Source organism: Streptomyces platensis (genome assembly GCF_008704855.1).
Lineage (GTDB): Bacteria > Actinomycetota > Actinomycetes > Streptomycetales > Streptomycetaceae > Streptomyces > Streptomyces platensis.
The window spans coordinates 7,802,338-7,814,660 of the sequence record NZ_CP023691.1 but is presented as its reverse complement, the minus strand read 5'-3'; the positions used below and the strand labels follow the sequence as shown (position 1 = coordinate 7,814,660).

Below are 12,323 nucleotides of genomic sequence, written 5' to 3'. Positions count from 1 at the left end.
GGAACCCCATGCCCGTACCCCGCACCCACCATGCCGTCCACGACACGGTCATCGACGCCTCGACCGATCGGGTGTACGCGCTCGTCGCCGACGCCGTGTCCTGGCCGCAGCGCTTCACGCCCACCGTCCACGTCCGGCGCGAGGAAACCGGCACCCAAAGCGAGCGTCTGCACATCTGGGCGACCGCCAACGGCGAGGTCAAACACTGGACCTCGCACCGCACCCTGGACCCGCACCGGCGACGTGTGGCGTTTCGTCAGGAGGTTTGCTCTCCCCCCGTTGCCGCGATGGGCGGAGAGTGGATCATCGAGGAACAGTCCGGCGGAGGCAGCAAGCTGACGCTGCATCATGACTACGCGGCAGTGGACGACCTGCCGGCCAATGTCACCTGGATCACCGCTGCCACCGACCGCAACAGCCGCACCGAGCTCGCCAACATCAAGACGCTGGCGGAGTCTTGGCGAGAGCCGGAGTCGGACGATCTGCTCTTCTCCTTCGAGGACCACGAGACGGTCCATGCCCGGACAGAGACGGTCTATGACTTTCTGCGTGACGCCGATCAATGGCCCACCCGCCTGCCCCATGTCTCGCGCATGGAGCTGGCCGAACCCTCGGACGGCGTCCAGCAGATGACCATGGTGACCCGCGCGGGCAGCGGCGGCTCGGAGCACACGACCGAATCGGTGCGAGTCTGCTTCCCCGCTGAGCGGACCATCGTCTACAAGCAGGTGACCACCCCGCCCCTGATGGCCCTGCACACCGGGCGGTGGACGGTGACAGACACCGGCAAGGGGCTGCGGGTCACCTCACAGCACACCATCCGGCTCAACGCGGCAGCCATCCCCGCCGTCCTCGGCGAGGGCGCGACACCGGCCCAGGCACGCAGGTACGTCCGCGAGGCGGTTGGCGGCAACAGCGCCGCCACGCTCGCGCTCGCCAAGGAGTTCGCAGAGGCACGGCATGCCGCCTGAGCCGCCGCGGCCGGCCCACCGCGCACCGCATCGGTCCGCGGCGGGCGGCGACACCGAGGTGCTGATCGTCGGCGCCGGTCCAGTCGGCCTCACCCTCGCCCACGAACTGGCCCGCAGACGAGTTCGGGTGCGGGTGGTGGACAGGGCGGCAGGCCCGGCGACCACCAGCCGGGCGCTGGCCGTCCACCCACGCACACTGGAGATCACCCACCAGATGGGCCTGGCCGACGCCCTGCTGGCGCACGGGCAGCGCGTCACGCACTTCACCCTGCATCTGCGCGGCCGCGAACTGATCCGCTTCGACACGAACTATGCACATCTACCCACCTGTTACCCCTTTTCCCTGATGCTGGATCAGGTCCGTACGGAGCAGGTCCTCAGGGACCGGCTGGCCGGATTGGGCGTGGGAATCGAATGGGGGGTGGAGTTGACGGGCCTCCGTACGGACGGGGAGCGGGTGACCGCCCGGCTGCGGCACGGCACCGCTTCCGGCCGAGTGGCGGAGGTGGAAGAGCGCGAAGCGGGCGGCGAAGCGGTCGTCGACGAAGAGGCAGAGGTGCCCTGGTTGGTGGGCGCGGACGGCTCGCGCAGCACCGTACGCGAGGAACTCAGGCTGCGGCTGGTCGGCGATGCCACCCGGACCTGGCTGAACGCGGATGTGGTGCTGGACACGGACCTACCGCGCGACAGCAACCATCTGCTGCACACCGGCTCCGGCACCGTCCTGCTCGTCCCCTTCCCCGACCCGGGCAAGTGGCGGGTGGTGGACACCGAGGAGACGGACGGGGCGGCCGACACAGAGGCGGTGCGCCGGCGGCTCGGCGCGAAGATCTCCCGTGCGCTCGGCCGCCCGGTCGCGGTCGGCGTGCCGACCTGGGTCTCGGTCTTCCGCGTACAGCAGCGCATGATCACCGCCATGCGCTCCGGCCGCTGCTTCGTGGCCGGGGACGCGGCCCATGTTCACAGCCCGGCCTCCGGCCAGGGTATGAACACCGGGATGCAGGACGCCTACAACCTGGCGTGGAAGCTGGCCGATGTCGTGCGCGGCCACGCCCGTGAGGCCCTGCTCGACTCCTATGCGGCCGAGCGCATCCCAGTGGGCGGCAGACTGCTCTCCTCTACCCGCAAGGCCACCGCGCTGGTCGCGCTGCGCAATGCGGCCGCCCCCGTGCTCATGCCGGTGGGGCTCACTGCCCTCAAGGCGCTGCGCCCGGTCAAACGGCGGGTCGAGCACCGGATCATGGCGGGCCTGTCCGGTCTCGCGCTGCAGTACGCGGACGGTCCGCTCAGCCCGGCCCCTGCCGGAGGCACGGACCGCGGGCTGCGGCCGGGGTACCGGGTGGGGTGTACGGCACGTGACGAGGCGAACCATCCAGGGTGGCGGGCCCTGCGCGCGGCGCTGACCGACCCCCGCTGGACGCTGCTGCTGTTCCCGGCGGCCCCCGCGCCCCCCGGTCATGCCCCCACCGGGCTTGATGCCCCCGACCGGCACGACGCCGACCGCGCCGTACGAGCGCAGCTGACGCGGCACTTCGGCCGGGCTGTGGGCGTCCGCTGCGTCCACCCGGGCAACGGGGAACGCTGCGAGCCGGACGCCCTGCCCGATCCGGACGGCGCCCTGCGGCGCGGCCTCGGCGTCCCTCCGGGCGGCTATGCACTGATCCGGCCGGACGGCTATCTGGCGGCCAAGGGGCCGTACGCCCCCGCCGCGGCAGTGGGCGAGGTGCTGCGCGGCCTCCATCTGATCCCCGAGCACCTGGTAGCGCACTCCCCGCGGCACGAGCACGAGGACGGCGGCCCACGGCAGGACGCGCGGACCGAATGAGGGCCGTACGACCGACACATACGGCAGGGACGAAAACGACGAAGAAGGGCACTTCTATGACTGATGCGGCGGCGAAGGTGACAACACGGGCGGGCGCGCACTCGGCAGACCGCTCCGACGCACCGTCCCTCACCCTCAGCGGCTCCGTGGCTTTGGTTACCGGGGCCACCAGCGGCCTCGGCCGCACCATCGCGGGCAAGCTCGCCGCTGCCGGCTGCGAGGTGCTGCTCAACTACGCGCACGACGACCACGCCGCACGCGACACCGAGCGCCAACTGGCCGAGGCGGGCGGCAAGGTGCGCCTGATGCGGGCCGATATCGGCACGCCCTTAGGCGCGGTGCGGCTCCTCGACGACATCCGCCGCACCCACGGACGGCTGGACGTCCTGGTGCACAGCGCCGCCTCCTTCCACCCGGCCCCCACCACCGCACCGCACATCGGAAAATCGCTGCGCGACGGTGCCGTGACCCTTGGGCCGCTGCTTTACGGAGCCTCCCGCCTCGGGGAGTTGATGACGGCCGGCGCGGGCCGGATCGTGGCGATCTCCAGTACGGGGACCCACGCTGTGGTGCCAGGCTACGCGGGCACGGCCATGGCCAAAGCGGCGCTGGAGACCCTGGTCCGCTATCTCGCGGTGGAGCTGGCCGGGCGGGGCATCGCGGTCAACGCTGTGGCGGCGGGCAAGCTGGCCGACCTTGGTGCCGATGCCCTGCCCGCCATCGTGCGGGAGCAGTTGGTGCGGCGGTCCGCGACCGGGCACCTGGCCACCCGGGACGAGGTGGCCGATGTCGTGTCGCTGCTGTGCCGCCCGGAGGCAGGCGGACTGCACGGGCAGGTACTCACCGTGGACGGCGGAGCAACACTGCGCTGACCTGCCCTTTCCCGCACGCGGATACCCCGTCCGGATTCCCTGCCGGTACACATCCGGCAGCCACCAGCGAGTTGACAACGGAACAGAGGACAGTCATGCACATTGTCGATCTGTCGTCGGCCGTGGACGCGAACCAGTGGGAAATCGACCCGGTGGAACACCAGGTCCTCTCCCCCGCCGAGGGCGGCCGCCACATGGCCGAGGGGATGCGGCGCGACTACGGCATCGAGTTCGACCCGGCCGAGCTGCCCGACGGCGAACTGCTCTCCCTGGACACCCTGAAGCTGACCACCCACACCGGCACCCACGTCGACGCCCCCTCGCACTACGGGTCCAAAGCCCGCTACGGCACCCCCCGACATATCGACCAGATGCCGCTGGACTGGTTTCTGCAGCCCGGCCTCAAGCTGGATCTCACCGACGCGCCGACCGGGGTCATCGGCGCCGACCGGCTGCGGCGGGCGCTCGACGAGGCCGGACGCACCCCGCGCCCCCTGGATATCGTGCTGCTGCACACCGGGGCCGACCAACGGGCCGGCACACCCGCGTACTTCACCGAATTCGCGGGGCTCGACGCCCAGGCCACCCATCTCCTGCTGGACTTCGGGGTGAAGGTCATCGGTACCGATGCCTTCAGCCTGGACGCCCCCTTCGGCCACATGCTCACCGAGTACCGACGCACCGGAGACCGCGGGGTGCTGTGGCCGGCCCATTTCGTGGGTCGGGAGCGCGAGTACTGCCAGATCGAGCGGCTGAGCAATCTCGGTGGTCTGCCCGGCCCGACCGGATTCGTGGTGTCGTGCTTCCCGGTGAAGATCGCGGGCGCGGGCGCGGGCTGGACCCGCGCGGTGGCGCTCGTCGAGGAGGACACCAAGAGCGACACCGAGGACCAGGGCGCGTGACGGCTGCCTCCCACGCGTCCATGCATGAGGGGCGCCCCGCGATGGTGCGGGGCGCCCCTCATGCTCGTACGCATGTATACGAGCCCGCTAGGGCACCGTATGTCCTTCCTCCCTCAGCTCATCCAAAGCGGCCTTGAGGCAGGCCCGTTCGCACTCCGGCGCCCCTGCCCCTTTCGGTGACAGGGCTACCACACGGCTGTGTCCGCGCCGTACAGCCGGGTGTCGGCGGGCCACGCTCGACAGCGCCCGCCCGGGCCCGGCCTCGACCAGGACGTAGGCGCCGGCGGTCAGCAGGGCGTCCAGAGCGGGCCAGAACCGCACCGTGTCCACGGGCTGGGCGGCCCAGAACGCGGAGTCCGCGCACCGGGCCGCCGTCAGCGGTGCTGCTGTGTAGCACGAGTACACCGGCACCCGGGGGGCGCGCCGCTCCACCGTAGCCAGCAGTTGCTCGGCCCCTTTGGCATACGGGGCGATCGCCGGGCTGTGGAAGGGACTCAGCGCGGGAACGCGTCGGGCGGCCAGGCCATCGGCACGCAGCCGTTCGTCGACCGCCCGCAGCGCGTGCTCCGGCCCGGCCAGCACCGTCTGCTGCGGGGCGTTGACGGCGCCGACCACCAGTCCGCTACTTGGATCGTCGCCCGAGGCCAGATATGGCTCCAGCCTGCCGGGGGCCGCCGCCACCGCGAGCAGTCCGCCCGGTGGGGCCTGTGCCAGCCGTACCACCCGGTCCAGCACGACCCTGGCGGCATCCTGCACCGTGAACACCCCGGCGAGGGTGGCCGCGGCCATCTCACCGATGCTGTGGCCCAGCAGGGCGGCGGGGCGGATGCCCCAGCTCTCCACCAGCCGACCGAACGCGAAGTCTACGGTGAACAGCAGGGGTTGGGAGCGCAGGACGTGATCCATCGGTAGTCGTGGCCGCGGGACGCGCCGCTCGCCCTCGCCAGGCTCATCGTCCCCGGCAAGCCAGTCTTCCCGTATCCGCTCGCCCTCCGCCCCCATCGCCTCCAGGACCTCATCGACCGCGTCCGCGAAGACCGGCTCCGTCTCATACAGACCGGTGGCCATGCCGGGGTACTGGGAGCCCTGCCCCGGCAGCAGCAGAGCCACCGGCCGGGGGTCGGCAGCAGGACGCGGAGCGGAACTCGACGCAGCGGGCGCGCTCATCGCAGCCGAGCGGCTGCTGCGGCAATCCGCTCATCGCTCGCCGTGATCGCGATGCGGACATGACGCTCCCCGGCCTGGCCGTAGAAGGCGCCGGGGGCGACGAGGATGCCGCGGTCAGCGAGTTCCTTCACCGTCGCCCAGCACGACTCGCCACGGGTCGCCCACAGGAAGAGCCCCGCCTGCGAGTGCTCGACGGTGAAACCGGCCGCGAGCAGCGCCGCGCGCAGGGACCGCCGACGGCGCTGGTACCGCGCCCGCTGCTCCTCCACATGCGTGTCGTCGGCGAATGCGGCTGTCATGGCGGTCTGCACCGGCGCCGGGACTGCGTGCCCGGCATGCTTACGGATGCCGAGCAGCCGTTGTACGAGAGCCGGGTCCCCGGAGCAGATCCCGGCCCGGTATCCGGCGAGGTTGGAGCGCTTGGACAGCGAGTGCACCGCCAGCAGCCCCTCGTGACTGCCCCCGCACACCTGCGGGTTCAGGAGGGAAACGGGCCGGGTCTCCCAGCCATACTCGACGTAGCACTCATCGTTGACGAGCACGGTGCCGCGCTCCCTGGCCCAGGTAACCAGCGCGCGCATCTCGTCGGGGGAGTGCACCCTTCCCTCCGGATTCGAGGGCGAGTTGAGCCAGACCACCGCCGGGCGCTCCGTGGCAGGCAGGTCGGGTGGCCAGGCCACGGGGCGGGATACGGCCCCGGCAAGCCGGGCGCTCACATCGTAGGTGGGAAAGGCAAGTTCCGGGAAGGCAACCGTGTCTCCGGGGCCGGCGCCGAGCATGGAGGGCAGCCAGGCGATGACTTCCTTGCTGCCTATCACGGGCAGCACGGCCGAGGGGTCCACACTCACGCCCAAGCGGCGGTGCAGCCAGGCAGCGGCCGTCTCGCGCAAGGTCGGGGTTCCCTCAGTCAGAGGGTAACCCGGAGCGTCGGACGCCGAGTTGAGGGCTTCCCGTACCGGCCTCGGGGTGGGGTCGACGGGCTCCCCCAGGGCGAGATTGACGATTCCGTCGGGGTGTTCGGCCGCGCGCCGCTTGTGCGGCAGAATGACATCCCACGGGAATTCCGGCATTTCCCTCATCGCCGCGCCCCCTCCTCCGCCTTTTCGGTCTTTTCCGCCTTCACGGTCTCCTCGCTCGCGATCCGGCGGGAGTGGGCACCGGTGGACAGGTCGCCTTCGATGCCCCAGCTGATGATCCGCAGCGGGCGAATCGCGATCATCTCCTCATCGCAGTGCGGGCGGCGGGCTTTTCCGCCGGCGGTCAGCGCCCTTGCCCGCCCGTGGACGACCACGGCCCGTACCACTTCCGGATCACGACAGGGAATGTCATCGACGACGAAGGCAACCCTGTCGTTCGCCAGCACATTGCGGTACTTCTGACTACGTCCCATATTCCTCCCGGTGATCTCGATAACGCCGTTACCGTCGTCGAACTGGAACGAGACGGGGACATTGTGCGGTTCTCCGTTCGGGCCAACCGTGGCCAGCCGGCCGTAACCTTGGGACCGCATATAGCTGATTTCTTTCGGGGTGAACGGCATATCGCTTCCCTGGGTGTCCGTAGGGGTCCAGGGAACGTTACGCAGCCCCCTTCGAGCGCCCTTCGAGTCCGCAGCCCCGGATTCCGGCTGGACGGCGGCTCTAAGGCACAGGTCCAGCATGCGTCACGGAAACGGAATCCCTGGATGCCCCTGGGGTGACCCTGGATAAGGAGGTTTCTGGTGCAGTACGACGTAGTGGTGGCCGGTGCTGGACCCACCGGCCTGATGCTCGCCTGTGAACTGCAACTCGCCGGGGCCCGCACCCTGGTGGTGGACCGCCTTGCGGAACCGGTCGATTTTTCCAAGGCGTTGGGCGTGCATGCCCGCACCGTGGAACTGCTGGAGATGCGCGGCCTGGCCACGGCCTTTCTGCGGGATGCCCCGAAACTGCGCGGGGGGAACTTCGCCAGCCTCGGCGTGCCGCTGCAGTTCGAGTCCTTCGACACCCTGCACCCCTACGCCCTGTTCGTTCCCCAGGTCCGTACCGAGGAGCTGCTGACCGAGCGCGCTCTGGAACTGGGCGCACAGCTGCGCCGGGGCCATGCCCTGACCAACCTGGGGCAGGACGAGCACGGCGTGACCGTGCAGGTCGAGGGGCCCGACGGGCCGTACGAGATCGACGCCGCGTACCTGGTGGGGTGTGACGGGGGCAGCAGCACCGTACGCAAGCTGCTCGGCATCGACTTCCCAGGCCAAGATCCCCATATGTTCGCTGTGATCGCGGACGCCCGGTTCCGGGAGGAGCTGCCGCACGGCGAGGGCATGGGGCCCATGCGGCCGTACGGCGTGATGCGGCACGATCTGCGCGCCTGGTTCGCGGCCTTCCCACTGGAGCCCGGCATCTTCCGGGCCACCGTCGCCTTCTTCGACCGGCCCTACGCCGACCGGCACGCTCCCGTCACCGAGAATGACGTACGCGCCGCGCTGACCGAGGTGGCCGGCAGCGACTTCGGGATGCACGACGTGCACTGGCTCTCCCGGCTCACCGACACCTCACGGCAGGCCACCCGCTACCGGGATCAGCGGGTACTGCTGGCAGGGGACGCCTGCCATATCCACCTCCCCGCCGGCGGCCAGGGCCTCAACCTCGGCTTCCAGGACGCCGTCAACCTCGGCTGGAAGCTGGGCGCGGTCCTTGCGGGAACGGCCCCGGAGGGTCTGCTGGACACCTACGAGTCCGAGCGGCGCCCCGTCGCGGCGGGTGTGCTGCGCAACACCCGGGCCCAGGCCGTCCTCATCGACCCCGACCCGCGGTTCGAGGGATTGCGGGAGCTGATGATCGAGCTGTTGCACGTACCGGAGACCAACCGTCATCTGGCGGGCCTGATTTCGGCACTGGACGTGCGCTACGACATCCCCGGCGAGCACCCGCTGACCGGGCGCCGGGTCCCGGACCTGCTGCTGGACACCAGCGAGGGCAGCCGCAGGCTCAGCAGCTACTTCCATGAGGCCCGGGGGCTCCTGCTAGCCCTGCCGCCGGACCGTGGACAGGCCGACGCGATCACCGGCTGGAAGGACCGGGTCGACCTTGTCCCGGTGCACGCGGTTCGGATGCCCGGCACCGCGCCCGCCGACTTCACGGCACTGCTCATCCGCCCGGACGGTTACGTCTGCTGGGCCGGTACGCCCGGCGGAGGCGTGGACGGCCTGACCGAGGCGCTGCACACCTGGTTCGGAGCCCCCACTACGTAACACCACCGCATCTTTCGCACACCTCGTGCACCACCTGCACCTCTGGTGATCACTTCAGGCCAAGGGAGACCCATGACCACCTCACCGCTCGCGCCGGTCGATCAGGCCCGCTCACTGCTCCTGCTCAACACCGCCTACCATCAGGCCAAGATCCTGCACACGGCAGTGGAGTTGGGTCTGTTCGAGAGGCTCGCCGGCGGGTCGGCGACCGTCGAGGAGCTGCGTCAGAAGCTGTCGCTGGCTCACCCGTTGGCGGCGGAGTTCCTCAATGCCCTGGTAGCCCTGGGGCTGTTGGAGGCGGAAGACGGCGACCCCCGCCGCTACCGCAACTCCGCTACGGCGGCCGCCTTCTTGGTGCCCGGCTCCTCCGAGTACCTCGGGGGCAGCATCCTGCAGCACGCCCGCAAGCATTACCACGTCTGGGCCGGGCTCACCACGGCGCTGCGCGAGGGCGAGGCCGGCTCGGGGGCCGAGGCGCACGGCCCCGAGGCTTATCCGCAGCACTATGCGGACCTGGACCGTGCCCGCCAGATCATGGCGCATTTCGACACCTTCACCACATTCACCGCCGATGAGCTGGCGCGCCGCGTCGACTGGGCCCCGTACCGCTCGTTCGTCGACATCGGCGGTGCGCGCGGAAACCTGGCGACCCGCCTGGCACTGGCCCACCCGCACCTGTCCGGCACCGTCTTCGACCTGCCCGCGCTGGCACCGCTCTGCGCCGAGCTGGTGACCGACCGCGGTCTGGACGGCCGGGTCCGCTTCCAGGGCGGCGACTTCCTCACCGACCCTCTGCCCGCGGCGGATGCCGTGGTCATCGGGCATGTACTGCCCGACTGGCCCGTACCGCAGCAGCGAGCGCTGCTGCGCCGGATCCACGACGCACTGCGCCCGGGCGGCGCCCTGGTGATCTACGACCTGATGACCGACCCCGCGTCCGAGACCGTGCACGACATCCTGCAGCGCCTCAACCACGGGCTGATCCGCGGGGACAGCTCATCCTCCAGCGTGGCGGAGTACCGGTCGTCCGTGGAGGAGGCCGGGTTCACCGTCCGGCAGGCCGAGCGCATCGACAATCTCCTCGGTGACTGGCTGATTGTCGCTATCAAGTCCTGACCTGCGACAGGCCCACTTGTTAACGTAACCGCACCCGCCGGGACGCGTCCCGGGTCGCTTTGAGCGATGACAGGCCCTTATAACGGCCCCGGGCAGCGGCGAAACCAGCCACACCAGCAGCTTCATCGGAGAACGGAGAAGGTCGAAAGAAATGCGGCAGGCAACCATCCACCCCCGCCAGGAAAAGGACATGACAACTTTCAGGACATCGAAGAGTCTCTATGAAGAAGAAGCTGAACCTGGGGATCCTCGCGCACGTTGACGCGGGAAAAACCTCCCTCACCGAACGGCTGCTGCACCACACCGGTGCGATCGCGGAGTTCGGGAGCGTGGACGCGGGCACCACGCAGACCGACTCCATGGAGCTGGAGCGGCGCCGCGGTATCACCATCCGGTCCGCCGTGGCCACCTTCGTCACCGACGGACTGAAGGTCAACCTCATCGACACCCCCGGCCACTCCGACTTCATCGCCGAGGTGGAGCGGGCCCTTGGCGTGCTCGACGGTGCCGTGCTGGTCGTCTCTGCCGTGGAGGGAGTGCAGCCACAGACCCGCATCCTGATGCGGACGCTGCAACGCCTGCGGATTCCCACCCTGATCTTCGTCAACAAGATCGACCGCCACGGCGCGCGCTACGACGGCGCCCTGGAGGAGATCACCAAACGCCTCACGTCCTCCGCGGTAGCGGTATCGGCAGTCACGGACATCGGCGCCCCCACGGCCCAGGCAATGCCACGCCGCCTCGACGACCCGGCGTTCGCCACCGAGCTCGGCGAACTGCTTTCCCTGCACAACGACGCTTTCCTCGCCTCCTATTTGGAGCTGGACGACGGAGCGCCACTGACCGACAAGGAGTGCGCCGAGGAACTGGCCCTGCAGACCTCGCGCGGCCAGGTGTACCCGGTGTTCTTCGGCTCTGCGCTCAAGGGCGAGGGTCTGGAGGAACTGCTACGCGGCATCCGGGAGTTCCTGCCCTCGGTGCACGATCACGGGGAGGGCCCGCTGCTCGGCACCGTCTTCAAGATCGAGCGCGGCCCGCGCGGGGAGGCCATCGCCTATCTGCGCCTGTGGTCGGGCTCGCTGGGCACCCGCGACCATGTCACGCTGCACCGCGCCCACCACGCAGGCCAGGTGACCGAGCACCCCGGCAGAATCACCTCGCTGCGGGTCTACGAAGACGGCTCCGCTACCACCGAAACCCGGGCCACGGCCGGGGACATCGCCAAGGTCTGGGGGCTCAAGGACGTCCGAATCGGTGACCGCGCGGGTTACAGCGACGAGAAGCCGCCGCGAAACTTCTTCGCCCCACCCAACCTGGAGACGGTGGTCAGGCCCGAGCGCCCAGCCGACGCTGGCCGGCTGCATACCGCCCTGCGGATGCTGAGCGAGCAGGACCCGTCCATCGAGCTGCGACAGGACGAGCAGATCGCACACGGGGCGGTGCTCCGCCTGTACGGGGAGGTGCAGAAGGACATCATCCACACCACGCTCGCCGAGTCCTTCGGCGTCCGGGCCGTCTTCGAGGAGACCCGGAGCGTGTGCATCGAAAAACCCGTCGGAGTCGGTGCGGCGCTGGAGGAGTGGGACCTGCGCAAGCTCAACTACTTCTGGGCAACGGTGGGCCTGCGGGTGGAGCCCGGCGAGGAGGGCAGCGGCATCGTCTTCCGCCTGGCAGTCGAACTGGGCTCGCTGCCCAGGGCGTTCCACAAGGCCATCGAGGAGGCGGTACACACCACCTTGCGACATGGGCTGTACGGCTGGCAGGTCACCGACGTCGTCGTCACCTTGAACCGCTCCGGCTTCGCCAGCCCTGTCAGCGCGGCAGACGACTTCCGCAAGGTGACGCCCCTGGTCCTGATGGGCGCGCTCAAGCAGGCGGGGACGCGGGTGTACGAGCCGGTCAGCTCGTTCGAGCTGGAGATCCCGGCTGCCACGCTGAGCACCGTCTTGGCGAAGCTGGCGGAGTTGGGCGCCACCCCTGACATCCCCACGGCCCAGGGGGACGTGTTCCTCCTGGAGGGCACCCTGCCCTCCAGCCATGTCCATGAGCTCGGCCGGCGCATCCCCGGACTCACCAACGGAGAAGGGGTGTTCCTGTCCCAGCTGCACGGCCACCGGCCGGTCAGCGGAGGTTTCCCCGTCCGCCCCCGCCCGTCGGGACCCGACCCGCTGAACCGGGAGGAGTACATCCTGCACGCGGTCAAGCGCCTGTGAGCACGTACCGCACCTGTCGCATCTG

10 protein-coding genes are annotated in these 12,323 nt (G+C 69.9%); 7 read left to right on the top strand and 3 right to left on the bottom strand.

Annotated features, from left to right (window positions below; translation table 11 throughout):
• Nucleotides 1-8: 8 nt before the first annotated feature.
• From CP981_RS34470 to CP981_RS34455, 4 genes are all read left to right on the top strand, one after another.
• Nucleotides 9-971, top strand: coding sequence for an aromatase/cyclase (locus tag CP981_RS34470; protein ID WP_085922263.1), 963 nt, complete (start codon nt 9-11; stop codon nt 969-971).
• Nucleotides 961-2,796, top strand: coding sequence for an FAD-dependent monooxygenase (locus CP981_RS34465; RefSeq protein WP_085922264.1), 1,836 nt, complete (start codon nt 961-963; stop codon nt 2,794-2,796). Before CP981_RS34470 ends, CP981_RS34465 begins: the two co-directional genes overlap by 11 nt.
• Before the next feature lie 56 nt (nt 2,797-2,852).
• Nucleotides 2,853-3,668 carry an SDR family oxidoreductase gene (locus tag CP981_RS34460; protein WP_085922265.1) on the top strand — a complete coding sequence of 272 codons (816 nt, stop codon included), beginning with the start codon at nt 2,853-2,855 and terminating at the stop codon, nt 3,666-3,668.
• A gap of 95 nt (nt 3,669-3,763) precedes the next feature.
• Entirely contained in the window at nt 3,764-4,570 is an 807-nt protein-coding gene (locus CP981_RS34455) for a cyclase family protein (RefSeq protein WP_085922266.1), read from the top strand.
• An 87-nt stretch (nt 4,571-4,657) separates the two neighbouring features.
• Here CP981_RS34455 and CP981_RS34450 read toward each other — a convergent pair whose 3' ends face one another.
• The 3 genes from CP981_RS34450 to CP981_RS34440 are packed head-to-tail and all read right to left on the bottom strand — an operon-like array spanning nt 4,658 to nt 7,277.
• Nucleotides 4,658-5,680, bottom strand: a complete 1,023-nt coding sequence (locus tag CP981_RS34450; protein WP_341873696.1) for an acyltransferase domain-containing protein — start codon at nt 5,678-5,680, stop codon at nt 4,658-4,660.
• Between the two features lie 53 nt (nt 5,681-5,733).
• Nucleotides 5,734-6,816, bottom strand: a complete 1,083-nt coding sequence (gene dapC / locus CP981_RS34445; protein ID WP_085922268.1) for a succinyldiaminopimelate transaminase — start codon at nt 6,814-6,816, stop codon at nt 5,734-5,736.
• A complete protein-coding gene (locus tag CP981_RS34440; RefSeq protein WP_085922269.1) occupies nt 6,813-7,277 on the bottom strand; it encodes a PPOX class F420-dependent oxidoreductase in 465 nt (154 codons plus the stop codon). The genes dapC and CP981_RS34440 overlap by 4 nt, the downstream gene beginning before the upstream one ends.
• Before the next feature lie 180 nt (nt 7,278-7,457).
• On the opposite strand from CP981_RS34440, the gene CP981_RS34435 reads away from it, so the two are divergent.
• The 3 genes from CP981_RS34435 (at nt 7,458) to otr(A) (ending at nt 12,298) form a co-directional block, all read left to right on the top strand.
• Nucleotides 7,458-8,969: an FAD-dependent monooxygenase gene (locus CP981_RS34435; protein WP_244329925.1), complete on the top strand. Its 1,512-nt coding sequence runs from the start codon at nt 7,458-7,460 to the stop codon at nt 8,967-8,969.
• Between the two features lie 72 nt (nt 8,970-9,041).
• Entirely contained in the window at nt 9,042-10,085 is a 1,044-nt protein-coding gene (locus CP981_RS34430) for a methyltransferase (RefSeq protein WP_085922270.1), read from the top strand.
• Nucleotides 10,086-10,306: 221 nt separating this feature from the next.
• Nucleotides 10,307-12,298, top strand: a complete 1,992-nt coding sequence (otr(A), locus tag CP981_RS34425; RefSeq protein ID WP_085922271.1) for a tetracycline resistance ribosomal protection protein Otr(A) — start codon at nt 10,307-10,309, stop codon at nt 12,296-12,298.
• Nucleotides 12,299-12,323: the final 25 nt, after the last annotated feature.

Coding starts and splice junctions, on each gene's coding strand:
- CP981_RS34470 (WP_085922263.1), top strand. CDS start 9: ATGCCCGTACCCCGCACCCACCATGCCGTCCACGACACGGTCATCGAC.
- CP981_RS34460 (WP_085922265.1), top strand. CDS start 2,853: ATGACTGATGCGGCGGCGAAGGTGACAACACGGGCGGGCGCGCACTCG.
- CP981_RS34440 (WP_085922269.1), bottom strand. CDS start 7,277: ATGCCGTTCACCCCGAAAGAAATCAGCTATATGCGGTCCCAAGGTTAC.
- dapC (WP_085922268.1), bottom strand. CDS start 6,816: ATGAGGGAAATGCCGGAATTCCCGTGGGATGTCATTCTGCCGCACAAG.
- CP981_RS34465 (WP_085922264.1), top strand. CDS start 961: ATGCCGCCTGAGCCGCCGCGGCCGGCCCACCGCGCACCGCATCGGTCC.
- CP981_RS34455 (WP_085922266.1), top strand. CDS start 3,764: ATGCACATTGTCGATCTGTCGTCGGCCGTGGACGCGAACCAGTGGGAA.
- CP981_RS34430 (WP_085922270.1), top strand. CDS start 9,042: ATGACCACCTCACCGCTCGCGCCGGTCGATCAGGCCCGCTCACTGCTC.